The 22,132-nt window shown below is 71.4% G+C and carries 22 protein-coding genes; 10 read left to right on the forward strand and 12 right to left on the reverse strand.

What is annotated here, in order from left to right:
* The first annotated feature begins 163 nt into the window (after positions 1–163).
* Entirely contained in the window at positions 164–1,807 is a 1,644-nt protein-coding gene (locus tag H4N64_RS00980) for a protein kinase domain-containing protein (protein WP_186279951.1), read from the forward strand.
* On the opposite strand, the gene H4N64_RS00985 is transcribed toward H4N64_RS00980, so the two are convergent.
* Together H4N64_RS00985 and H4N64_RS00990 are read right to left on the reverse strand one after the other, a co-directional pair.
* Positions 1,753–2,544 (reverse strand): hypothetical protein, encoded by a 792-nt coding sequence (locus tag H4N64_RS00985; RefSeq protein WP_186279953.1) that lies wholly within the window; start codon positions 2,542–2,544, stop codon positions 1,753–1,755. The genes H4N64_RS00980 and H4N64_RS00985 overlap by 55 nt on opposite strands.
* Before the next feature lie 7 nt (positions 2,545–2,551).
* A complete protein-coding gene (locus H4N64_RS00990; RefSeq protein ID WP_186279955.1) occupies positions 2,552–3,601 on the reverse strand; it encodes a substrate-binding domain-containing protein in 1,050 nt (349 codons plus the stop codon).
* 193 nt (positions 3,602–3,794) lie between these two features.
* Between H4N64_RS00990 and H4N64_RS00995 the strand changes: the two genes are divergently transcribed.
* The 3 genes from H4N64_RS00995 (at position 3,795) to H4N64_RS01005 (ending at position 6,222) form a co-directional block, all read left to right on the forward strand.
* Positions 3,795–4,742, forward strand: coding sequence for an ROK family protein (locus tag H4N64_RS00995; RefSeq protein WP_186279957.1), 948 nt, complete (start codon positions 3,795–3,797; stop codon positions 4,740–4,742).
* A 106-nt stretch (positions 4,743–4,848) separates the two neighbouring features.
* Positions 4,849–5,040, forward strand: a complete 192-nt coding sequence (locus H4N64_RS01000; RefSeq protein ID WP_186279959.1) for a hypothetical protein — start codon at positions 4,849–4,851, stop codon at positions 5,038–5,040.
* Between the two features lie 144 nt (positions 5,041–5,184).
* Positions 5,185–6,222: an NUDIX domain-containing protein gene (locus H4N64_RS01005; protein WP_186279961.1), complete on the forward strand. Its 1,038-nt coding sequence runs from the start codon at positions 5,185–5,187 to the stop codon at positions 6,220–6,222.
* Between the two features lie 12 nt (positions 6,223–6,234).
* Here H4N64_RS01005 and H4N64_RS01010 read toward each other — a convergent pair whose 3' ends face one another.
* Positions 6,235–7,590 (reverse strand): dipeptidase, encoded by a 1,356-nt coding sequence (locus H4N64_RS01010; protein WP_186279963.1) that lies wholly within the window; start codon positions 7,588–7,590, stop codon positions 6,235–6,237.
* A 193-nt stretch (positions 7,591–7,783) separates the two neighbouring features.
* On the opposite strand from H4N64_RS01010, the gene H4N64_RS01015 reads away from it, so the two are divergent.
* Entirely contained in the window at positions 7,784–9,028 is a 1,245-nt protein-coding gene (locus tag H4N64_RS01015) for a geranylgeranyl reductase family protein (RefSeq protein ID WP_186279965.1), read from the forward strand.
* A 194-nt stretch (positions 9,029–9,222) separates the two neighbouring features.
* Here the strand turns inward: H4N64_RS01015 and H4N64_RS01020 are convergent, their stop codons facing one another.
* Positions 9,223–9,672: a nitroreductase family deazaflavin-dependent oxidoreductase gene (locus H4N64_RS01020; RefSeq protein WP_186279967.1), complete on the reverse strand. Its 450-nt coding sequence runs from the start codon at positions 9,670–9,672 to the stop codon at positions 9,223–9,225.
* Positions 9,673–9,882: 210 nt separating this feature from the next.
* Between H4N64_RS01020 and H4N64_RS01025 the strand changes: the two genes are divergently transcribed.
* The 3 genes from H4N64_RS01025 to H4N64_RS01035 all read left to right on the forward strand — a co-directional run bounded on the left by H4N64_RS01025 (position 9,883) and on the right by H4N64_RS01035 (position 12,614).
* Positions 9,883–10,617 (forward strand): TetR/AcrR family transcriptional regulator, encoded by a 735-nt coding sequence (locus tag H4N64_RS01025; RefSeq protein ID WP_186279969.1) that lies wholly within the window; start codon positions 9,883–9,885, stop codon positions 10,615–10,617.
* A 117-nt stretch (positions 10,618–10,734) separates the two neighbouring features.
* Positions 10,735–11,952 (forward strand): sensor histidine kinase, encoded by a 1,218-nt coding sequence (locus H4N64_RS01030; protein ID WP_186279971.1) that lies wholly within the window; start codon positions 10,735–10,737, stop codon positions 11,950–11,952.
* A complete protein-coding gene (locus tag H4N64_RS01035) occupies positions 11,949–12,614 on the forward strand; it encodes a response regulator (RefSeq protein WP_186279973.1) in 666 nt (221 codons plus the stop codon). The genes H4N64_RS01030 and H4N64_RS01035 overlap by 4 nt, the downstream gene beginning before the upstream one ends.
* Here the strand turns inward: H4N64_RS01035 and H4N64_RS01040 are convergent.
* Positions 12,575–12,859 (reverse strand): DUF6332 family protein, encoded by a 285-nt coding sequence (locus tag H4N64_RS01040; protein WP_186279975.1) that lies wholly within the window; start codon positions 12,857–12,859, stop codon positions 12,575–12,577. The genes H4N64_RS01035 and H4N64_RS01040 overlap by 40 nt on opposite strands.
* Before the next feature lie 73 nt (positions 12,860–12,932).
* Positions 12,933–14,417 carry an MFS transporter gene (locus tag H4N64_RS01045; RefSeq protein ID WP_186279977.1) on the reverse strand — a complete coding sequence of 495 codons (1,485 nt, stop codon included), beginning with the start codon at positions 14,415–14,417 and terminating at the stop codon, positions 12,933–12,935.
* An 85-nt stretch (positions 14,418–14,502) separates the two neighbouring features.
* Between H4N64_RS01045 and H4N64_RS01050 the strand changes: the two genes are divergently transcribed.
* A complete protein-coding gene (locus tag H4N64_RS01050) occupies positions 14,503–14,880 on the forward strand; it encodes a MarR family winged helix-turn-helix transcriptional regulator (protein WP_186279979.1) in 378 nt (125 codons plus the stop codon).
* A gap of 12 nt (positions 14,881–14,892) precedes the next feature.
* Here H4N64_RS01050 and H4N64_RS01055 read toward each other — a convergent pair whose 3' ends face one another.
* Positions 14,893–15,627, reverse strand: a complete 735-nt coding sequence (locus H4N64_RS01055; protein WP_186279981.1) for a maleylpyruvate isomerase family mycothiol-dependent enzyme — start codon at positions 15,625–15,627, stop codon at positions 14,893–14,895.
* Between the two features lie 139 nt (positions 15,628–15,766).
* Here H4N64_RS01055 and H4N64_RS01060 point away from each other — a divergent pair, with 139 nt between their 5' ends.
* Complete coding sequence (locus H4N64_RS01060; protein WP_186279982.1) at positions 15,767–16,324, forward strand: DM13 domain-containing protein; 558 nt, start codon at positions 15,767–15,769, stop codon at positions 16,322–16,324.
* 10 nt (positions 16,325–16,334) lie between these two features.
* Here H4N64_RS01060 and H4N64_RS01065 read toward each other — a convergent pair whose 3' ends face one another.
* Genes H4N64_RS01065 through H4N64_RS01085 form a run of 5 tightly spaced genes read right to left on the reverse strand, consistent with a single transcriptional unit; the run spans position 16,335 to position 22,123 of the window.
* Complete coding sequence (locus H4N64_RS01065) at positions 16,335–17,201, reverse strand: TIM barrel protein (protein WP_186279984.1); 867 nt, start codon at positions 17,199–17,201, stop codon at positions 16,335–16,337.
* Complete coding sequence (locus H4N64_RS01070) at positions 17,198–18,214, reverse strand: Gfo/Idh/MocA family protein (RefSeq protein ID WP_186279986.1); 1,017 nt, start codon at positions 18,212–18,214, stop codon at positions 17,198–17,200. The genes H4N64_RS01065 and H4N64_RS01070 overlap by 4 nt, the downstream gene beginning before the upstream one ends.
* A 13-nt stretch (positions 18,215–18,227) precedes the next feature.
* Positions 18,228–19,649, reverse strand: coding sequence for a sugar porter family MFS transporter (locus tag H4N64_RS01075; protein ID WP_186279988.1), 1,422 nt, complete (start codon positions 19,647–19,649; stop codon positions 18,228–18,230).
* A gap of 10 nt (positions 19,650–19,659) precedes the next feature.
* A complete protein-coding gene (locus H4N64_RS01080; RefSeq protein WP_186279990.1) occupies positions 19,660–20,613 on the reverse strand; it encodes a TIM barrel protein in 954 nt (317 codons plus the stop codon).
* A gap of 19 nt (positions 20,614–20,632) precedes the next feature.
* Complete coding sequence (locus tag H4N64_RS01085) at positions 20,633–22,123, reverse strand: CoA-acylating methylmalonate-semialdehyde dehydrogenase (protein ID WP_186279991.1); 1,491 nt, start codon at positions 22,121–22,123, stop codon at positions 20,633–20,635.
* Positions 22,124–22,132: the final 9 nt, after the last annotated feature.

The raw sequence follows: 22,132 nt of genomic DNA on the forward strand, positions 1-22,132 counted from the left end.
CCAGGGCGCAGCAGGCTCCGCCGGGAGTGCTCTGATGCGTCGTCGGTCGGCTGCGGCCACGTCGTGGCTGGTCGCGCAGTTCCCCGCGCCCCTTTGGGGCGCCTTCGCCGCCCCCCTCTAGTCTGTACGGCACGCGTTGGTGGGTCACAGGAACGGGGCGGCGGTGTCTTCGGGGGAGTACGGACGGACGGATGGGGGCGGGCGGCTGCTGGCCGGGCGTTATCGCGTCCTGGCGCAGCTCGGCCGGGGTGGCATGGGCGTCGTCTGGCGGGCCCGCGACGAGGTCCTCGGCCGCGAGGTCGCCGTCAAGGAACTGCGCACCTACACCGACGCCGACGGCCCCGAACTCGACGGCCTCAGGGTGCGGATGCAGCGCGAGGCCCGCGCGGCGGCCCGGGTGCGCCACCCCGGAGTCGTGGCCGTGCACGACGTCACCGAGGTCGACGGACGTCCGCTGATCGTCATGGAGCTGGTCGACGGCCCCTCCCTGGACGACGTGCTGCACGAGCGCGGCACCCTCGACGCGCGCGAGGCCGCCGGGATCGGCGCCAAAGTGATGGACGCACTGGCCGCCGCCCACCGCGCCGGCGTCCTGCACCGCGACGTCAAGCCGGGCAACATCCTCCTCGACCGCTCGGGCCGGGTCGTGCTGACCGACTTCGGCATAGCCACCATGGAGGACCCGGGCGACGGCTCGGCGACCCATCTCACCCGCAGCGGCGAACTGGTCGGCTCCCTGGACTACCTGGCGCCCGAACGCGCCCAGGGCGCCGACCCCGGCCCGGCCTCCGACGTCTGGGCCCTCGGCGCCACCCTGTACGCCGCAGTCGAGGGCTCCTCGCCCTTCCGGCGCACCTCGACCTTCTCCACGCTCACCGCGATCGTCAGCGAGCCCCTGCCCGAGCCCCACCGCGCCGGTGCGCTCGCCCCGGTTCTCCAACGCCTCCTGGACAAGCGCCCGGAGGGGCGACCGGAGGCCGAGGAAGCCCGCGAACTCCTTCAGGCGGTGGCGGGCAGGGACACGCCGACGACGACACTGCGCGGCCCGGAACGGGCGGAGACGCAGCGCAGCGTGCCGACGGTGCCGCCGGGGTTCGGGCCACCGCAACAGGGCGGTCCCGGGGCGTACGTCGCCGGTTTCGACGCCGCCCCGGCGCCACAGGAGCCGGCCACCACGCACCCCATGGACACCCCCCGCCCCTCCCGCCGCAAGAGCCGCGCCCTGCTCGCCGCCGCTGCCGTGACCCTCGTCCTCGCCACGGCCGGCGTCACCGTCGCCCTGGTGAGCAACGGCGACGAACCCAAGGCGGCCGGACAGCCCACCTCCACCGCCATCTCCGCCGACGCGACCGGCGGCGGGCCGAGTCTCGACGGCTCGGCCGACACGAAGCCCACCGACAAGGGCGACGAGAAGACCCCGACCCCGAGCCGCTCGCCGAGCCGCAGCACCGAGACCGAGCCGTCCGCGAAGCCCACTCCCACACCGAGCAGGACCTCCGGCGGAGACGGCGCCACGACCCCCGCGGCCGCCTGCCACCCCATCGGCGGCGGCAAGTACAACTGCGAGGTCTGGCGCACCGCGAAGTCCTACACCGCCGACGGCACCGAGGTCGGAGTCCTGGGCGCGGGCACCAACTACTTCTACTGTCAGCAGAATCTGGGCCGCCGCGAGACGTCCGGCGAGTGGACCAACGTCTGGTGGGCGAAGACCGACGACGACAGCGGCAACGCGGACGTCTGGGTCAGCGACGTCTACGTCAAGGGCGGCGACAACGACGAGCCGGTGCCCGGACTTCCGGTCTGCTGAGCGACGTACCGCTCCAGGCCGTGCACGGTCACCAGCTTCTCCTGTGCGAACAGCCGTGTCCCCTGCTCGCACAGCCGCCGGTCCGCGCGCGCCCGGGCGCAGAACTCCTCCGGGGCCACGCCGAACAGCTCCCTCAACCGGGCGGAGTTCAGGAGCAGTTCGGTGAGCAGCTCCCGCTGCCCGGGGTGGGTGCGCGGTGCCGCGGAGCCGTTGCGCAGAACGCCGCGGCGGTTGACGTACGAGAAGACACCCGGCAGCGTCGTTCCGTCCGCCAGGTCGAGGCGCACCTCGGGGGAGGGCAGCCAGGCACGCCGGTAGTTGCCGTAGGGCAGCGGTACGCCCTCGCTGGCGTCGATCACCGCGAGCTGCTCGGCGTCGAGCCACAGGACGAACAACTCCCGTACGGAGTCGGACGCGTGGAAGGGTGATGCCGACACATAGCCCAGCCGGCTCACATGTGCCGAGACACCGATCGCGATGCCGGTGACGCGGACCTTGACCATGGGGATCGGCGAGAGGATGCCGAACTCGGTCATCTTGTGCCGCAGTTGGCCCGGGCAGGCATTGGAGCCGATCGCGAGGACGGGGGTGCGGTCCGGGTGGGTCAGCCGGTCCAGGGGCAGGAAGCGCTCGCCGTCCAGGAGCCCGGAGTCCGCGGGCCAGGCGCCCGGGTAGAGCAGCGGATGGTCGCGGGGTGCCATCGCGAGGCCCAGTGCCTGGAGGGTGCGCGCGTCCATGCCTTGCTCAGTCCGCCGGGGGCAGCTCGCCCGAGCCGCGGGTGATCAGCCGGGTCGGCAGCTCGATGCGCTCGGGTGTGATCAGCGTACCGTCCAGCTGCCGGAACAGCCGCTCGGCGGCGGTCCGGCCGAGGGCGGCCGCGTCCTGCGCGACGACGGTGACGCCCGGCTGGAGCAGATCGGCGAGTTCCAGGTCGTCGAAGCCGACGAGCGCCACCCGGCGGGCCTCTTCGGCCAGGACCCGGATCACGGTGACCGTCACTCGGTTGTTGCCCGCGAAGATCGCGGTGACCGGCCGGGGTCCGGAGAGCATCTCCTCGGCGGCCCTGCGCACCCGCTCGGGGTCGGTGACGCCCAGGGACATCCAGGAGTCCTCCACGGGTATCTCCGCGTCCTCCATGGCCGCCCGATAGCCGCGCAGTCGCTCGGCGGCGGTGTGGATGCGGGGCATGTCGCCGATGAAGCCGATCCGGCGGTGCCCGTGGGCGATCAAGTGGGCGGCTCCCTCCCGGGCGCCGCCGTAGTTGTCGGAGAGGACGACATCGGCGTCGATCTTCCCGGCCGGACGGTCCACGAACACGGTGGCGACGCCCGCCCTGATCTCGGGCTCCAGATAGCGGTGGTCGTCCCCGGCCGGAATCACCACCAGACCGTCCACCCGCCGTGCGCACAGCGCGAGCGCCAGCTCCTGCTCGCGGTCCGGGTCCTCGGCGCTGGAGCCGTTGATCAGCAGCGCGCCGTGCGCCCGGGCCACCTCCTCGACCGCGCGGCTGAGCGGGCCGTAGAACGGGTCCGCGAGGTCCTCAAGGACAAGACCGATGCTGGCGGTACGGCCCTTGCGCAGTACCCGTGCGCTGTCGTTGCGGCGAAAGCCGAGGGCGTCGATGGCCTCCTGGACGCGGCGCTCCGTCTCCGGTGTGACGCCCGGCTCGCCGTTGACGACCCGCGAGACCGTTTTCAGTCCGACTCCCGCACGAGCGGCCACGTCCTTCATCGTCGGCCGATTGCCGTAACGGTTCCCGGGGGTACGGTCGGCGCGGCGGATGGTCTCGGGCACTATGCGGGTCCTGTCCTGTTCGTCCACGGGGGATGCGTCGATCCATGGTTTGTATGAGGATGTGGCGTCGAGCATAGAGCCTGGACAACGTTGTCAGATGCAGGGGACACTGTCCACCGCACTCTCCGGCCTGCGCCCCACCGCGAGACCGGCCTGCCCTTTTCCTCATGGTTGACCGGGAGATCTGACTCTGATGCACACCGACCTCGTGGCCGCGCTCGACATCGGCGGAACGAAGATCGCCGGAGGTCTTGTGGACGGCGACGGCCGGATCCTGGCGCGCGCCCAGCGCCCGACCCCGGCGCGGGAGGACGGTGACACCGTGATGGGCGCCGTCGAGGCGGTGCTCGGCGAACTGACCGCGAGCCCGCTGTGGACGCGCGCGACGGCCCTCGGGATCGGCAGCGCGGGTCCCGTGGACGCCTCCGCCGGCACGGTGAGCCCGGTGAACGTGCCCGGCTGGCGCGACTACCCGCTGGTGAGGCGGGTCCGTGAAGCGGCGGGCGGACTGCCGGTCGAGCTGATCGGCGACGGCGTGGCCATCACCGCGGCCGAGCACTGGCAGGGCGCCGCCCGCGGCCACGACAACGCGCTGTGCATGGTGGTGTCCACGGGCGTCGGCGGCGGTCTCGTCCTGAACGGCCGGCTGCACCCCGGCCCCACCGGCAACGCCGGCCACATCGGTCACATCAGCGTCGATCTCGACGGCGACCCGTGCCCGTGCGGTGCGCGCGGCTGCGTGGAGCGCATCGCGAGCGGCCCCAACATCGCCCGGCGCGCCCTGGAGAACGGCTGGCAGCCAGGCCCCGACGGCGACACCTCCGCCGCCGCGGTGGCCGCCGCCGCCCGCGCCGGCGACCCGGTCGCCGTGGCCTCCTTCGAGCGAGCCGCGCAGGCCCTGGCCGCCGGGATCGCGGCCACCGCGACCCTGGTCGAGATCGACATCGCCGTCATCGGCGGCGGGGTCGGCAAGGCGGGTGAGGTGCTCCTCGCGCCCCTGCGCAAGGCGCTCGGCGACTACGCCACCCTCTCCTTCGTCCGGCGTCTGACGGTGACGCCGGCACAGATGGGGACGGACGCGGGGCTGGTGGGGGCGGCGGCCGCGGCGCTGCCCCGGCGGGCGGACGCGGCGACGGTGTGACGGGGGCGGCCCGGCGGAGCGTGGCAGGAACGTTCCGGCGCTGGTCGGACCAGCGCTTCGGACAAGAACGCCGTGACTGTTGTCCCGCTGTGCAGTTGAACCGGTCATGAAGAAGCGCAGCATGCTCGCCATCGCCTCCCTGGCCACCGGTTTCGTCGTCGCGGCGGTCACGCCGTCCCACTCGCTCGGGTCCGACCTGGACGACCTCGACGTGGGCAAGACCCTCAGCACCCTCGACGACACGGTCGCCGGCGACAGTCCGGCCGTCGAGGACAGCGCCCTCGGGCAGAACGACTGACGAGCCCGACGGCACGGAGCACGGCGCCGGTGTCCCGCACCCAGGGGCACCGGCGCCGCCGCGCGTGCGCCCTCAACTGGCACTGGTTTCCGTGGCAGGGTGGAGCGGGCAAGCCACAGGGGTCCAACAGAAGAGGGGGAGTCTGTGATCGTCTGGATCAACGGACCTTTCGGTGCGGGGAAGACCACCACCGCACGGGAACTGATCGAACTGATCCCGAACAGCGCGCTCTTCGACCCCGAGGTCATCGGCGGAGCACTGCCGCATCTGCTTCCGCCCAAACACCTCGCCGAGGTCGGCGACTTCCAGGATCTGCCGATCTGGCGACGACTCGTGATCGACACGGCGGCCGCGATGCTCGCCGAGCTCGGCGGAACCCTCGTGGTCCCCATGACCCTGCTGCGCCAGGAGTACCGCGACGAGATCTTCGGCGGCCTGGCCGCGCGCCGGATCGCCGTACGACACATTCTCCTGGCCCCGGCGGAAACGATCCTGCGCGAGCGAATAGCGCATCGGGAGATCCCCGACGTCCCCGACGGCGAACTACGGGCCCGGCAATGGTCGTACGACCAGATCGAGCCCTACCGCTCCGCGCTCGCCTCCTGGCTGACCGCCGACGCCCACCTCGTGGACAACGGCCGGCTCACCCCGTACCAGACGGCCGCCCGGATCGCCGAGGCCGTCACCTCCGGTGAGGCGCCGGTGAGCGACATCGTGCAGACGCCCGAACCGACCGCCGAGACGCTGGCCGCCGGAGTGCTGCTCTTCGACGAACACGACCGGGTCCTGCTCGTCGATCCCACCTACAAGGCCGGCTGGGAGTTCCCCGGCGGCGTCGTCGAGCCCGGCGAGGCGCCCGCGCGCGCGGGCATGCGCGAGGTCACCGAGGAGACGGGGATCCGTCTGGACGACGTACCCCGCCTCCTCGTCGTCGACTGGGAACCGCCCGCACCTCCCGGCTACGGCGGACTGCGCCTCCTCTTCGACGGCGGGCGGCTCGACTCCGCGCGGACCGGACGTCTGCTGCTGCCGGGGCCCGAACTGCGCGACTGGCGCTTCGTGACCGAGGAGGAGGCCGCCGACCTGCTGCCACCCGTGCGCTACGAGCGCCTGCGCTGGGCCCTGCGTGCCCGTGAACGCGGGGCCGCGCTGTATCTGGAGGCGGGGATTCCCACCCCGTGAGGGGCGGGCCGGTCAGCTCCCCGCGTAGTTGCGCAGGAACAGCGCCTCCGCCACGGAGAGACGCTCCAGCTCCTCGGGCGAGACGCTCTCGTTCACGGCGTGGATCTGGGCCTCCGGCTCGCTCAGCCCGATGAGAAGGATCTCCGCGTCCGGGTAGAGGGCGGCGAGGGTGTTGCACAGCGGGATGGAGCCGCCCTGACCGGCGTACTGCATCTCCTGGCCCGGGTAGGCCTCGGCCATCGCCCGGGCCATCGCCTCGTACGCCGGGCTCGTGGTCTCGGCGCTGAACGCCTGCCCCTGCCCGACCTGCTCGCTGCGCAGCCGCGCGCCCCACGGCGTGTGTGCCTCCAGGTGCGCCTGGAGCAGCTTGGTCGCCTCGGCCGCGTCCACGCCCGGCGGCACCCGCAGGCTGATCAGCGCACGGGCGCTCGACTGCACGGACGGGGTGGCGCCGACGACGGGCGGGCAGTCGATGCCGAGCACGGTCACGGCCGGGCGCGCCCAGATACGGTCCGCGACCGTGCCGGAGCCGATCAGCTCCACCCCCTCCAGCACCTTGGCGTCCTTGCGGAACTGCTCCTCGTCGTACTGGAGCCCCTCCCACGCGGATCCCGGCGCCAGCCCGTCGATCGTCGTCGAGCCGTCCTCGGCGCGCAGCGAGTCCAGTACGCGGATCAGGGCGCCCAGCGCGTCCGGGGCGGCGCCGCCGAACTGGCCCGAGTGGAGGTTGCCCTCCAGCGTGTCGATCTGCACCCGGAGCATGGTCATCCCACGCAGCGTCGTGGTGACCGTCGGCAGGCCGACCCGGAAGTTGCCCGCGTCGCCCACCACGATCGTGTCCGCCTCAAGGAGCCCGGGGTGCGCCTCGGCGTACTGCTCAAGTCCGCCCGTGCCCATCTCCTCGGATCCCTCGGCGATCACCTTGACGTGCACGGGGACGCCGCCGTTGGCCTTGAGCGCGCGCAGCGCCAGCAAATGCATGATCAGGCCGCCCTTGCAGTCGGCGGCCCCGCGGCCGTACCAGCGCCCGTCGCGCTCGGTCAGCTCGAACGGCGGGGTCCGCCAGGCGGTTTCGTCCAGCGGCGGCTGCACGTCGTAGTGGGCGTAGAGCAGGACGGTCTTCGCGCCCGCCGGCCCGGGCAGGTAGCCGTACACCGACTGTGTGCCGTCCGGGGTGTCCAGCAGGCCCACGTCCTCGAAGCCCTCGGCGCGCAGCGCGTCCGCGACCCAGCGCGCGGCGCCCTCGCTCTCGCTGCGGGGGAACTGGTCGAAGTCCGCCACCGATTTGAACGCCACCAGTTCGGTGAGCTCTCGCTTCGCCCTCGGCATCAGCGAGGCGACGGTCTCGGCGACCGGATTCGACGACATGGGCACGCTCCTTGTAGGTGCGACGTTGTACGTGTGCGTACTTCTGTGTACGGCTGATCGTGCGAGCGTAGGCGCCGCCGGGTGGGGTGGGCACCCACGTCGCCGATCCTCCCACAGCGGCCTGCGGCGACCGCCGCCGTAGGATGCGGGGGACAGCAGCGGCAGGCGGCTTGATCGGGAGCAGTAGACCATCGTGAGCAGCGAGAACTCTTCGGCGGACGACGTGCGGCAGGTGTGGGACGTCGTCGTGGTCGGCGCGGGGCCCGCGGGTGCCTCGGCCGCGTACGCGGCGGCGGTCGCGGGGCGGCGCGTGCTGTTGCTGGAGAAAGCCGAGTTGCCGCGTTACAAGACCTGCGGCGGCGGCATCATCGGCCCCTCCCGTGACTCCCTGCCGCCCGGCTTCGAACTGCCGCTGCGGGACCGGGTGCACGCGGTGACGTTCTCGAACAACGGCCGCTTCACGCGCACCCGTCGCTCCAAGCAGATGCTGTTCGGGCTGATCAACCGGCCCGAGTTCGACCAGCAGCTCGTCGAGCACGCGCAGAAGGCGGGCGCCGAGCTGCGTACGGGCGTCACCGTGCAGCGGGTGGAGCAGCACGGCTCGGCGGTACCGGACCGGCGCACGGTCGCCGTCGTCCTGCAGGGCGGCGAGACGCTGCTCGCGCGGGCGGTCGTCGGCGCGGACGGCAGCGCGAGCCGGATAGGAGCGCATGTCGGGGTGAAGCTCGACCAGGTCGATCTCGGACTGGAGGCGGAGATCCCGGTGCCGGAGACCGTCGCGGAGGACTGGCAGGGGAGGGTGCTCATCGACTGGGGGCCGATTCCCGGGAGTTACGGCTGGGTCTTCCCCAAGGGCGACACGCTGACGGTCGGGGTGATCTCGGCGCGCGGTGAAGGTGCGGCGACCAAGCGGTACTTGGAGGAGTTCATCGGGCGGCTCGGGCTCGCCGGGTTCGAACCGAGCATCTCCTCCGGCCACTTGACGCGCTGCCGCGCCGACGACTCGCCGCTGTCGCGGGGGCGCGTGCTGGTGTGCGGGGACGCGGCGGGGCTGCTGGAGCCGTGGACCCGTGAGGGCATCTCCTTCGCGCTGCGCTCCGGGCGGCTCGCGGGGGAGTGGGCGGTTCGGATCGCCGAGGCGCACGACGCGGTGGACACCCGGCGCCAGGCACTGAACTACGCGTTCGCGGTCAAGGCCGGGCTCGGCGTCGAGATGAGCGTCGGCAAGCGACTGCTGGCCGTCTTCGAGAAGCGCCCCGGCCTGTTCCACGCCGCGCTGACCGGGTTCCGGCCCGCCTGGCGGGCGTTCATGGACATCACCCGCGGATCGTCGTCGCTGGGCGAGATGGTCCGCAGCCATCCGATGGCCCAGCGCGCCCTGACAGCGCTGGACCGCCGGCAGATGGGCGGCGAGTCCGGGGAGCGGGCTGAGGTCTAGTGCCTCGGCAGGCAACGTTTGCCCGTCAAGGAGCGGCGTCCGGTGCGTGCTCTCGGCGTGCCGGGTGCAAGCCCTCGTACTGGATGTACTTGGGCTTGTGCCCGGTGCGGCGAGTGGGGGCACCTCCCACGCCCTTAAGGCAGTGGGGGAGCGTGCCGGGCGTCGCGACGGGGCGAACGTTGCCTGTCGGGGCACTAGCTCTTGATGGTGACCTGGAATACGGGGTGGTCCGGGGCGATTCGGCGCAGGTCGGTGTCGGGGGAGTCGGGGCCGACTCCGTTGAAGAAGACGCCGACCTCGGCCTTCCAGCGCTTGAGGTAGGCGCGCAGCAGGGGGACTTTGTCGTCGTCGGAGACCTCGGTGGCGGTGAACACGTCCACGTTCTTGCCGAGGTGCAGCTCACCGCCGCCGGCCGCGCGCATGTTGTGGGTCCACTGGACGTGGCCGCGCGGGGCGACGAGGTAATGCCGGCCGTCGACGGTCAGCAGGTTCACGGGGGTGGTCCGCCACTGGCCGCTCTTGCGGCCGCGGACGGCGAGGACGCGGGAGCCCCAGACGCTGAGGCCACGGCGGGTCAGCCAGGCGACGGTGCGGTTGAAGACGTTGACGGTGAACCAGCCGGGCTTCTTGACGTGCGTGGACATGGAGGACTCCCAGGGTTTGGTGAGCGGTGCTCTCTGTGGCGAACGGGTGTTCTTCGCTGAGAGCGGTGTTCTCTGTTGTGAGCACTGCTCTCGCTGCCGCTCCTACAGTGTGGACGAGATCGACGCTCCAAAGCAAGAGCAGTGCTCTCTTTTTAGTTCACCGCTCTCGTTTGTGTGCACTGCTCTCGCTTTCATGCGACACTGCCTCGCATGAGCACCGCACACGGCAGCACTTCCCAGGGAGCCCGGGCCCGGGCCCGGATCGAGGTCACCGCGGCCATCAAGGACGAGGCCCGCAGACAGCTCGCCGCCGACGGCGCCGCCAAGCTCTCACTGCGCGCCGTGGCCCGCGAACTCGGCATGGTCTCCTCCGCCCTCTACCGCTACTTCCCCAGCCGCGACGACCTGCTGACCGCGCTGATCATCGACGCCTACAACTCCGTCGGCGAGAGTGCCGAGGCCGCGCGCGACGACTTCGCCGACGTCGGTCCCGGGCACCGCTGGATCGCGGTGTGCGAGGCCGTACGGGGCTGGGCGCTGGCGCATCCGCACGAGTACGCGCTGATCTACGGTTCCCCGGTGCCCGGCTACAGCGCCCCCGACACCACGATCCCGGCCGCGTCCCGGGTCGGTCAGGTCTTCATCGGCATCGTCCGTGACGCCCACAAGGGCCTCGGCCTCGCCAAGCCACCCCTCCCCGCCCAACTCCGCCCCGAGGCCGAGCGCATGGCCGCCGACTTCGCCCCCGACCTCCCCCCGGAGACGATGGCGGCACTCATCGCGGCCTGGGCCCAGCTCTACGGCCTGGTCGGCTTCGAACTGTTCGGCCAGTTCCACCGGGTGGTCGAGGACCGTGAGCGGTTCTTTCGGCATGCGGTGGGCCAACTCGCCCATGGGGTGGGGCTGGTGTATCCGCAGACGGGACCGGCCGCGGAGGGAGGGTGAACGCGTCCCGTGTGTGGGCCTGCCGGTCAGGGAGGGCGGCGTACTTCGTGGGGAGTACATGTGATCACCTCGCGTGGGTGACGCGGCCCGGTGGGGGTGGCGTCTAGCGTGGCGGGCATGGAGGAGCAGCGTGTGCCCGTGGTCGGTCCGCCGCAGTGGTGGCGGAGCGGGCCGTCGTGGTGGCGGCAGGAGGAGCAGGAGCGCTGGCCCTGGCGGTCCACCCTGCTCGTGACCGCGTTCGTGCTCGTCGGGTCCAACTTCGCGGCCGAGGAGCAGGCCGGGGAGCGGGCCGACCTCGATGCCTTCGCGCGGGCGCTGTTGCTCGTGGCCGGGCTACTGCTGCTGTGGCGGCATCGGTACCCGGTCGCCGTCGCCTTCGGCACGGCCGGTGCCGCCATGGTCTATCTGGGCGCCGGGTATCCGTACGGGCCCGTCTTCCTGACCGTGGCGATCAGTTGCTTCAGTGCCATCGTCGCCGGGCATCGGCGGGCCGCCTGGGCGGCGATGGGCACCTTGTGGGTCGGGCATGTGCTGGTCGCGCACTGGCTCTATCAGTGGCTGCCGCCGTCCGGGGACTCCGCCGCCCCCTGGGGGCAGGAAGGCGTGGTCGCCGCCTGGGTGGTGGCCATCGTGGCGCTGTCGGAGCTGGTGCGGACGCGGCGGGAGCAGTGGGCCCGGGAGCGGGCCGAGCGGGCGCAGGCGGCTCGGCGGCGGGCCGACGAGGAGCGGTTGCGGATCGCCCGCGAGCTGCATGACGTACTGGCGCACAGCATCTCCGTCATCAACGTCCAGGCGGGTGTCGGGCTTGCGCTCCTCGACACCGATCCCGAGCAGGCCCGCACGGCGCTGACCACCATCAAGGCGCAGAGCAAGGAGGCGCTCGGCGAGGTGCGCCAGGTGCTCGACACGCTGCGCGCGCCGGGTGACGCGCCGCGCGCGCCCGCACCCGGACTCGGCCGGCTCCCCGAACTCGTGGACCAGGCGGCCGGCGCCGGCCTGACCGTCGACGTGCGCGGCACCCCGCCCCCGCTGGCGCCCGGCACCGATCTCGCGGCCTTCCGGATCGTCCAGGAAGCCCTCACCAATGTCGTACGGCACTCGGGATCGCGGCACGCGCGCGTGCACCTCGATCACGGTGGCGGGACGCTGCGGATCCGCGTGGACGACGACGGCCCCGCGACCGGCGCCGACGCGGGCGGCAGCGGCAATGGTCTGGCCGGAATGCGGGAGCGGGCCGCCGCGTTGGGTGGCACGATCGAGGCGGGCCCGCGCGCCGACGGCGGCTTCCGGGTGCTCGCCGTACTGCCGCTCACCACGAAGGAGGACGACCGGTGATCCGCGTACTGCTCGCCGACGACCAGTCGCTGGTGCGGGCCGGTTTCCGTGCGCTGCTCGACGCGCAGCCCGACATCGAGGTGGCCGGCGAGGCCGCCGACGGCGAGGAGGCGGTGCGCACGGCGCGTGAACTCGCCCCCGATGTCGTGCTGATGGACATCCGCATGCCGGTGCTCGACGGCCTGGCCGCGACCCGGCGGATCACCGAGGACGACCGGCTGAAGGACGTGAAGGTGGTCATGCTCACCACCTTCGAGCTCGACGAGTACGTCTTCGAGGCCATCCGCTCCGGGGCCTCCGGATTCCTGGTCAAGGACACCGAACCGGATGAACTCCTGCGCGCGGTGAGGGCGGTGGTCGGCGGCGACGCGCTGCTCTCGCCGGGAGTGACCCGACGGCTGATCGCCGAGTTCGCCGCCCGTTCCAAGGAGCCCGCGGCCGCCGACGCCCTCGCCGAACTCACCGAGCGGGAGCGGGAGGTGATGGCCCTGGTCGGGATCGGCCTGTCCAACGAGGAGATCGCCCGCCGTCTCGTGGTCAGCCCCCTCACCGCCAAGACCCACGTCAGCCGCACCATGGTGAAGCTGGGCGCCCGCGACCGGGCCCAACTGGTCGTGCTCGCCTACGAGTCGGGGTTGGTACGGCCCGGCTGGCTCGGCTGAGCCGTCCGCCGGTAGCGCACCAGCACGCTGATCACGCGGGCGGCGAACAGGACCACGGCGAGCCACTTGCCGCCCTGCCACACCAGCGACTCCGCCGTCCGCGGCAGCTCGAACAGCAGCGCCGGACCGGCGACGGCCCCGAAGACCACCCCCGCCGCGAACACCGCGCTGAGCAGCGCGTACCCCACCTCGACGACGAACGCGTCCTGCTCGGCCTTGGCGCGCCGACCCCCGTGAAGACTCATGAACGGAGTCAAACAGGCGTGTGCCCGGCCGGGCAAGCACCCCGGCCGGGCACACGCGTTGGAGGCGATCCCCCTAGTCACGGACCGGAACCCGGTCCGCCTCCGCCTCCCGCACGGTGGACTTGGCGACCACGACGGACTGCCGGGCCGGGCGCGACCGGCGCAGGCCCGTGAGCGTGATCAGCAGGCCCGCGACGGCGACGCACGCCACCACCGCGAAGCCGGGACGGTAGCTGTCGAGGACCGCCTGCGGAGTGGGCCGGTCGGGCGCGCCGGCGGTGACCACCGCGGTCACCACGGCGAGGAAGATCGCGCCGCCCACCTGCACCGAGGTGTTCAGCAGCCCGGAGACCATGCCCTGCTCGTGGTCGTCGACGCCGTTGGTGGCCTGGATGTTGAGCGAGGGGAAGACCAGCGCACAGGCCGCGCCGATCAGCAGCATCGACGGCAGGATCGTCGCCGCGTACACGGGGTCGAGGTCGATCTGGAGGAACAGCGCGTAGCCGACGACCATGAGCCCGAAGCCCACCGCGATCAGCCGCTGGGTGCCGAACCGGTCGACGATCGAGCCGACCTTCGTCGAGGAGAGCGCCACCAGCGCGCCCGCGGGCAGGAAGGCGAGCGCCGTGTGGAGCGCGGACCAGCCGAGCAGCGACTGCATGTAGAGGGTGGTCAGGAACTGGAATCCGACGTACGAGCCGAAGAAGGCGATGGCGCCGAGCTGGGCGCGGATCTGGTTGCCCGAGCGCAGTACGCCGAGCCGGATCAGCGGTCCGGGCGAGCGCCGCTCGACCGCCACGAACGCGGTGAGCAGGACGGCGACGGCGAGGAAGGACAGCAGCGTCCGGGCGGAGGCCCAGCCGACCTCGGGCGCCTGGACGACGGTGAACACCAGCAGCAGCATCGACGCGGTGCCGAGGACGGCGCCGGGGATGTCGTAGCCGTTGTGGTCCTTCTCGCGGGCGCTGCGCGGCAGCAGCTTCAGGCCCGCCACCAGGGCGATCAGGGCGATCGGCGCGGGCAGCAGCATGGTCAGGCGCCAGCTGGCCTCGGTGAGCAGTCCGGACAGGACCAGGCCCATGGAGAAGCCGGTGGCGGCGCAGGTGGTGTAGATGGCCAGGGCCCTGTTGCGCAGCGGGCCCTCGGCGAAGGTCGTGGTGATGATCGACAGGCCGGCCGGCGCCGTGAAGGCCGCGCTCAGGCCCTTGATGAAGCGGCTGGCGATCAGCAGCGGCCCGGAGTCGACGAGCCCGCCGAGCAGCGAGGCCAGTGCGAAGACGCCGAGGGCCACCAGGAAGACCTGACGCCGGCCCAGCAGGTCGGCGGTGCGTCCGCCGAGGAGCAGCAGTCCGCCGTAGCCGAGGATGTAGCCGCTGACGATCCATTGCAGCGTCGAGGTGGAAAGGCCCAGGTCGGCGCCGATGGACGGCAGCGCGACGCCGACCATGGAGACGTCCAGGGCGTCGAGGAACATCGCGGCGCAGAGCACCAGCAGGGTGCCCCACAGCCGGGGGGTCCAACGTCCGTCGGACGTGGGGGTGGTGAGCGGAGAGGTCATGCCGCAGACACTACATGCGCTTGCATTGAATGCAAATACATTTAATTCCGATGCAACAAACCCGGTTCTCTGCTACGGTGCGCCCATGGCGGCGAAGAAGGCCGAGCAGGCGCTCGTGGACCAGTGGCGGGACATTCTGGCGCTGCACGCCCGCACACAGTGCGAACTCGACCGGGCGCTGCATCAACACGGCTTGTGCGGCAGCGACTTCGAGGTGCTGGACGTGCTGGCGGGCGGCGAGTGCGCGCAGCGCGTGCAGGAGATCGCCGAGCATGTCCATCTCAGCCAGAGCGCGCTCTCGCGGCTGATCGCGCGCCTGGAGAAGGATGGCCTCGTCGACCGCCACATGTGCCCCGAGGACCGGCGCGGGGTGAAGGTCGCGCTCACGGCGAAGGGGCGCGCGCTGCACGGGGATGTGCTGCCCGTGCAGCGGGCGGTGCTGACCAGGATGCTGTCGGGCTGACCGCGTTCGGCTTCAGATGACGCCGGACTTCTCCCGCCACAGCGCGGCCACCGACGCGTCGCCGTGCACGCTAGGGAAGGGCAGCCGGTTCCACAGCGCCGGATACAGCAGTTCAAGGGGCCCGGCGACCTCGCAGTCGGCCTCCCCGACCTCCTCACGCACCGCCGCGGGCGGCTCCTGGGACAGTCGTACGGTCCACACCGCGTCGTCCCTGTCGGTCGCCCGCACCCGCAGCACGCGGGGCTCGGCGCTGCGGGCGCGGCTCTTGGGGCGGGCGTGGAAGGCGAGCAGGAGTTCGTCGATGCCGTCGGCCGCGAAGGCGGGGTCGATCCCGGTCGGCGTACCGCCGAGGGCCGCCTCCGCGTCGAAGCGGTGGATCGTCGTTTCGTGCGCCTGACGGCGGGCCCAGAAGGCGAGCGGCGACGGCGCCGGCAGGAAGTGCCAGCACTGTACGTCCGGTTGGGCGCCGGTGAGGGTGTCGACCAGGTGACGGTGTCCCTCGCGGAACCAGGTCGTCAGCTCGGTGCCGTCGAGGTCGGGCGGGTCCGCGGCGGGCACGGAGGCGGTGTGGCCCTCGGCGACGAACGCGGCCGCCCAGCGGTGCACCATCCCCGTGTGCCGCAGCAGGTCGCGCACCTGCCACTCCGGGCAGGTCGGCACCTTGGCGTCGGTCCCGGCGCGCTCGGCCGCCTCGGCCAGCAGTCGGCCCTCCCGGTCCAGGACGCGGATGAACTCGGCAGTCTCCATGCGGCTGAGTCTGCACGATGAAGTGCGGTCGAAGGCAATGGCCGTAAGGGTTTCGTCATCGGTTCAGGGATGCCGTACGCCTCGGTGATCGGCTGGAATGGGAGCCGACAGGAACTCTCAGGAAGTCGGGGGGAAGGTTATGGGGCGCGTGCGGAAGTCGCTGATCGTCGGGGTGCTGGTGGTGGCCGTCGTCGGGGTCGGGTTCGGGCTGTACTGGTTCCAGCCGTGGAAGCTGTGGCAGGACGAGACGGTGGACGAGGCCCTGCCGGTCGCGGTGGGCACGTCCGCGCCACCCGCGACCGCGGATCCCTCCGCCCCGGCGGATCCCTCCGCGACACCCGGCCCGCGGATCCTCGCCCGCGGCGAGCTGATCAGCCACGAACACGACACCTCCGGCAGCGTGAAGCTCGTACGGCTGGCCGATGGATCCCATGTCGTCCGGCTGGAGAACCTCGACACCAGCAACGGCCCCGACCTGCGGGTCTGGCTGACCGACGCCCCCGTGAAGGAGGGCAGTGCCGGCTGGCACGTCTTCGACGACGGGCGGTACGTCAGCCTCGGCAAGCTCAAGGGCAACAAGGGCAGCCAGAACTACGCCGTCCCGGCCGACCTCGACCTGACGCAGTACAGCAGCGTCAGCATCTGGTGCGACCGGTTCGACGTCTCCTTCGGGGCGGCGGAGCTGGGGCAGGCCTGAGAGCCGTGGCTCAGGCGGTGAGCTCCTTCCGGATGCGGTCCAGCATGAACGCCGAGGACTCCCGGGCCCGTTCCTCCCACGCGAACACACAGGCCGTGGCCACGCCGTCGAAGCCGAGGTCGCGCAGGGTGCCGAAGAAGGCGTCCCAGTCCACCTCGCCCTGACCGATGTCCAGGTGCTGGTGGATACGGGCCGGGGTGCCGGGCGGGTTGAGGATGTAGCGCAGGCCCGAGGAACCCTTGTGGTTGAAGGTGTCCGCGATGTGCACGTGCTGGAGCTTGTCGCCCGCGTACCGCATCATCGCCGCGATGTCCGCCGTCGGGTCGGCGCCGGACAGGTGGAAGGAGTGCGGGGCGCAGTAGAGGTAGTTCACCCACGGCTTGTTGATCGCGCGGACCAGGTCGACGGCCGGGGTGTTCTCCTCGCAGAAGTCGTCCGGGTGCGCCTCCAGGTTGAGGGCGATGCCCTCCCGCTCGAAGAGGGGCAGCAGCTCCTCCATCGAGCGCCAGAAGGCGGCCTCGCTCTCGGCGGCGCGCTCGGGACGGCCGTTGAACTCGCTGTTCATCAGCGGGCATTCGAGATCGGAGGTGATCTCGATCATCCGCTTCCAGTAGCGGACCGCGGCCTGCCGCTCCGACTCGTCCGGCGACGACCACTTGTAGAGCGGCAGCACGGAGGAGAGCCGGACACCGTGCGCGCGCAGGGCGTTCTTCAGCTCCGCGACGCGCTCGTCGTCCGCCCGCGGGTGCAGGAAGAACGGCATGAAGTCCTCGCGCGGCGACAACTCGATGTACTCGTAGCCGAGTTCGGCGACCGTGCGCACCATCTCGTCGATGGGCAGCGCGCGGAACATGTACGGGTCGAGGGCGATCTTCACGCGGCACCTCCGTAGAAGGCGGGACGGGGCTTGAGGTCGGTGGTGACGACGCGGCCCGACTCCAGGGCCTCGACGGTGGCGGCGGTGATGACGGTGGCGGCGTAACCATCCCAGGCCGAGGGCCCGGCGGGCTCGTCTCCGGCGGCGAGCCCCGCGATCCACTCACGGAACTCGGTGTCGAAGGCGTCCCGGAAACGGCCCACCCAGTCCGTCAGCACCTCGGTGCTGTGCTGCCCGGCGGTGCGCACCCCGACCGCGGCCGGATCCGGCAGCCGTACGAGGCCCTCCTCGCCGACCGCCTCGCACTGGATGTCGTAGCCGTACTGGCAGTTGACGAAGACCTCCAGATCGATGCGGACGCCCTTGGCCGTCTCGAAGAGCATGATCTGCGGGTCCTTCAGATGTGCGAACCGCTTGCTCGTGGCGCGCGGGGTGAGCACCTGGGTGGAGACGATCTCGTCGTCGAGCAGCCAGCGCAGTACGTCCACCTCGTGCACCGCCGTGTCCAGGGCGGCCATCGAGGACGTATACGACTCGGGGACGGTCGGGTTGCGGTGGGCGCAGTGCACGATCAGCGGCCGGCCGATCCGGCCCGAGTCGATGACCTGCTTCAGTTGCCGGTAGCCGGTGTCGTAGCGGCGCATGAAGCCGACCTGGACGAGCCGGCGGCCGTGCGCCTGCTCCGCCTCGATGATCCTCAGGCAGTCCTCGGCGGTGGTGGCGAGCGGCTTCTCGCAGAACACCGGCTTCCCGGCGGCTATCGCGCCCAGCACATGCTCGGCGTGCGTCGGGCCCCAGGACGTCACCAGGACGGCGTCGACGTCGTTCGCCGCGATCACGGCCGCGCCGTCGGGCAGCACCCGGGCGCCGACCGGCGCCGCCGCCTCCTCGGCGCGGGCGGAGTCGATGTCGGTGACCGCGCTGACCCGGGCACCGGTGACGGTGTCGGTGAGCCGCCGGATGTGCTCCTTGCCGATCCAGCCGGCGCCGATCACTCCGATGCGTACAGTCATGGTTCCGTCCTAACTAGGAGAAGCGCGCCCGGAGTTCGGCTTCGAGGGTTTCGAGGGTGCGGCCCTTGGTCTCGGGGACGTAGAGCTTCACGAAGGTGAGGGAGGCGAGCCCCACCACCACGAACAGGAAGAACGTGCTGGAGATCCCGATCCCGTCGACCAGGGAGGGGAACACCAGACCGATCACGAAGTTGGTCAGCCACAGCACCACGGCCGCGACTCCCATGCCGAACCCGCGCATCCGCATCGGGAAGATCTCCGAGAGCATCAGCCAGGTCACCGGCGAGATCGCGCCCTGCTGGAAGGCGAGGAAGGTGACCGTCATGGCGAGCACGGCGTACGCCCGTCCAGTGCCCTCGGGCAGCGCGAGGGAGAAGATGCCGATCAGCAACAGGGCGCCGGTGGTGCCGATCTGACCGGCCATCAGCATCGGGCGCCGGTTGACGCGGCTCAGCAGCCAGATCCCGACGAAGGTGGCCAGCACCGAGATCACACCGTTGGCGATGTTCGCGGTGAGGGCGCTGTCCGAGGTGAAGCCGGCGTCGGTGAGGATCTGGGTGCCGTAGTACATGATCGTGTTGACGCCGGTGATCTGCTGCACGATCGCGATGCCGAAGCCGACGAACATCAGCCTGCGCACCCACGGCACGGTCTTCATGTCCTGCCAGCCGCCGAGTTTCTCCTGCTCGTCCTTGACGGCGAGCGCGGACACCTCGGCGAGTTCCGCCTCGGCCCGCTGCCGTGCCCGGACCTGCTTGAGCACGTCCAGCGCTTCGGAGAACCGGCTCTGCGAGGCGAGCCAGCGCGGGCTCTCCGGCATCACCAGCATGCCGAACCAGAGCACGACCGCGGGGAGGGTCGCGATGACGAGCATCCAGCGCCAGACCCCACCGGACTCGCCGCCGACCTGAGCGATGATCGCGTTGGAGGTGAACGCCAGCAACTGGCCTGAGACGATCATGAGTTCGTTACGGGTGACCAGCGCTCCGCGCCGCTCGGCGGGCGAGATCTCCGCGAGGTACACCGGCACGGTCACCGACGCCCCGCCGACCGCGAGGCCGAGCACGAACCGGGCCACGACCATCACGGCCGTGGTCGGCGCGAGCGTGCAGCCCAGCGCGCCGATGAAGAACAGCACCGCGAGGGTGAGGATCGTACGGCGCCGGCCGCGCGCGTCCGACAGCCGTCCGCCGACGACCGCCCCGAGGGCCGCGCCGAGCAGAAGGGAGCTGGTGACCATGCCCTCGGTGACCGGGGTCAGGCCGAGGTCGTCGGTCATGTACGGCAGGGCGCCGTTGATGACGCCGGTGTCGTAGCCGAAGAGCAGTCCGCCGAAGGTGGCGACGATCGTGATGACCCGCAGCCGCCGTGAGACGGCTGGCGGGGTGTCGTTCGTCAGGGCAGGGGCCTGAATCGCGTCGTCCCGGACGTCCATGGCCGCCTCCTTAACGGTTCAGGGTCGGGCGTCGGGTTCCGGTGAGGCCGCAGCCGACCAGGTGCTCACGGGTGCGTACCGCGATCGGCAGCGGCACCTCGGGAGCGCACGGGTACAGGTCCTGCTCGACGATCACGAACAACTCGGCGTCGAGCCGGGCGAGTTCGGCCACCACCTCGGCCGGGTCCGGCACGCCCGCCGGGGGCGAGACACACACCCCGCGCTTGACGGCCTCGCCGAACGAGAGGTCCTCGGCGGCGACTTGGGCGAGGACGTCCGGGTCCATCTGCTTGATGTGGACGTAGCCGACGCGCTCGCCGAACCGGCGGATCAGATCGAGGTTGTCCCCGCCGCCGTAGGCGACGTGCCCGGTGTCCAGGCACAGGTTCGTGCAGCGGGAGTCCGACTCGTTGAGCAGCCGCTCGATCTCCGGCTGGGTCTGGATGTGGCTGTCCGCGTGCGGGTGAATGACGAGCCGCACGTCGTACTCGTCGAGGAGCAGCTCGCCCAGCCGGTCGGCGGCCTTGCCGAACCCGGCCCACTGCTCGGCGGTCAGCTCGGGGGACTCGGTGTACGCGCCGGTCTTCTCGTCCCGGTACATCGGCGGGATGAGGACCAGGTGGTGGGCGCCCGCTGCCTGGGTCAGCGCGGCGACCTGGCGGACGTGGGCGAGCATGTCGTCCCAGGCCTCGGGCCGGTGCAGCGCGCCGAACGCGGTGCCGCCGGAGACCTTCAGGCCACGGGCGTCGAGCTCCTCCTTCAGGCGCTGGGGGTCGGTGGGGAGGTAGCCGTAGGGGCCCAGTTCGAGCCACTGGTAGCCGGCCTCGGCGAGCTCGTCGAGGAAGCGGGTGTACGACACCTGCTGTTCGTCCTCGGGGAACCAGATCCCCCAGGAGTCGGGGGCGGAGCCCAGGCAGAGGTTGCCTGCGGTGGTGCGGAGCGGTGTGGATGGCGCCGTTGCCATGACGTGTTCCTTCGGGGAGTCAGTTGGAGGTGGGGAAGGTGAACCCGGCGGCGACCTGCTGCTTCGGCTGGGGCCAGCGGGTGGTGACGACCTTGGGGCGGGTGTAGAAGCGGATGCCCTCGGGGCCGTGGATCGGCGAGTCGCCGATGAGGGAGTCCTTCCAGCCGCCGAAGGAGTAGTACGACATCGGCACGGGCACCGGCACATTGACGCCGATCATCCCGACCCTGACCTTGCGCTGGAAGCGACGGGCGGCCTCGCCGGAGGCGGTGAACAGGGCGGTGCCGTTGCCGTAAGGGTTGGCGTTGACCAGGTCGATCGCCTCGTCGAGGGTGTCGACGCGGACGATCGCGAGGACGGGGCCGAAGAGTTCCTCCTTGTAGGCGTCCATCTCGGCGGTGACGTGGTCGAGCAGGGACGGGCCGGTGAAGAAGCCGTCCTCGTGACCGTCGATCTTCAGGCCGCGTCCGTCGACGACCACGGTCGCGCCCTGTGCGGCAGCCGTGCCGACGGCGTTCTCGACGCGCTCCTGGGCGGCCTTGGTGACCAGCGGGCCCATCTCCACGCCCGGCGCGTCACCCGGACCGACCTTCACCTCGCGCGCCTTGCGCTCCAGCACCTCGACCAGACCGTCGGCCGCGTCACCCACGGCGACGGCCACCGAGACGGCCATGCAGCGCTCACCGGCCGAGCCGTAGGCGCCCGCGGTGATGTGATCGGCGGCGAACTCCAGGTCGGCGTCGGGCAGGACGACGGCGTGGTTCTTGGCGCCGCCGAGGGCCTGGACGCGCTTACCCGCCGCCGTGGCCTTCTCGTGCACGTACTTGGCGATCGGCGTCGACCCGACGAAGGACACGGCCTGGATCCCGGCGTGGGTGAGGATCGCGTCCACGGCGTCCTTGCCGCCGTGCACCACATTGAAGACACCGTCGGGCAGACCGGCCTTCCGGTACAGCTCGGCGACGAAGTCGGCGGCCGACGGATCGCGCTCGCTCGGCTTGAGGATGAAGGTGTTACCGGTCGCGATGGCGATGGGGTGCATCCAAAGTGGCACCATGGCCGGGAAGTTGAACGGCGTGATGCCCGCGACCACACCGAGCGGCTGACGGAAGTTGTGCACATCGACACCGCGCGAGACCTGGTCGGAGAAGGACCCCTTCAGGACGTCGCCGAGACCGCAGGCGTACTCCACGACCTCCCGTCCGCGCACGATCTCGCCGCGCGCGTCGTCGACGGTCTTGCCGTGCTCGGCGGAGATGATCCGGCCCAGCTCCTCCTCGTGCTCGACGAGCAACTGCCGGAAGGCGAACATGACCTGGGTGCGCCGGCTGAGGGAGGACTCCGACCAGGCCTCGAAGGCGTGCGCGGCGGCGGTGACCGCGGCGTCCACCTCGGCGGCGCCGCCCAGGGCGACCCGGGCCTGTTCGGCGCCGGTGGCCGGGTTGAACACGGCGGCGGTCAGGGCGCCGGGGACCGGTGAGCCGTTGATCCAGTGCTGGATGGTCTTCACTTCGACGGT

Source organism: Streptomyces cupreus (genome assembly GCF_014257025.1).
GTDB classification, from domain to species: Bacteria; Actinomycetota; Actinomycetes; order Streptomycetales; family Streptomycetaceae; genus Streptomyces; species Streptomyces cupreus.

Coding starts and splice junctions, on each gene's coding strand:
- H4N64_RS00985 (WP_186279953.1), bottom strand. CDS start 2,544: ATGGACGCGCGCACCCTCCAGGCACTGGGCCTCGCGATGGCACCCCGC.
- H4N64_RS00995 (WP_186279957.1), top strand. CDS start 3,795: ATGCACACCGACCTCGTGGCCGCGCTCGACATCGGCGGAACGAAGATC.
- H4N64_RS01000 (WP_186279959.1), top strand. CDS start 4,849: ATGAAGAAGCGCAGCATGCTCGCCATCGCCTCCCTGGCCACCGGTTTC.
- H4N64_RS01010 (WP_186279963.1), bottom strand. CDS start 7,590: ATGTCGTCGAATCCGGTCGCCGAGACCGTCGCCTCGCTGATGCCGAGG.
- H4N64_RS01020 (WP_186279967.1), bottom strand. CDS start 9,672: ATGTCCACGCACGTCAAGAAGCCCGGCTGGTTCACCGTCAACGTCTTC.
- H4N64_RS01025 (WP_186279969.1), top strand. CDS start 9,883: ATGAGCACCGCACACGGCAGCACTTCCCAGGGAGCCCGGGCCCGGGCC.
- H4N64_RS01030 (WP_186279971.1), top strand. CDS start 10,735: ATGGAGGAGCAGCGTGTGCCCGTGGTCGGTCCGCCGCAGTGGTGGCGG.
- H4N64_RS01040 (WP_186279975.1), bottom strand. CDS start 12,859: ATGAGTCTTCACGGGGGTCGGCGCGCCAAGGCCGAGCAGGACGCGTTC.
- H4N64_RS01045 (WP_186279977.1), bottom strand. CDS start 14,417: ATGACCTCTCCGCTCACCACCCCCACGTCCGACGGACGTTGGACCCCC.
- H4N64_RS01050 (WP_186279979.1), top strand. CDS start 14,503: ATGGCGGCGAAGAAGGCCGAGCAGGCGCTCGTGGACCAGTGGCGGGAC.
- H4N64_RS01055 (WP_186279981.1), bottom strand. CDS start 15,627: ATGGAGACTGCCGAGTTCATCCGCGTCCTGGACCGGGAGGGCCGACTG.
- H4N64_RS01060 (WP_186279982.1), top strand. CDS start 15,767: ATGGGGCGCGTGCGGAAGTCGCTGATCGTCGGGGTGCTGGTGGTGGCC.
- H4N64_RS01070 (WP_186279986.1), bottom strand. CDS start 18,214: ATGACTGTACGCATCGGAGTGATCGGCGCCGGCTGGATCGGCAAGGAG.
- H4N64_RS01075 (WP_186279988.1), bottom strand. CDS start 19,649: ATGGACGTCCGGGACGACGCGATTCAGGCCCCTGCCCTGACGAACGAC.
- H4N64_RS01080 (WP_186279990.1), bottom strand. CDS start 20,613: ATGGCAACGGCGCCATCCACACCGCTCCGCACCACCGCAGGCAACCTC.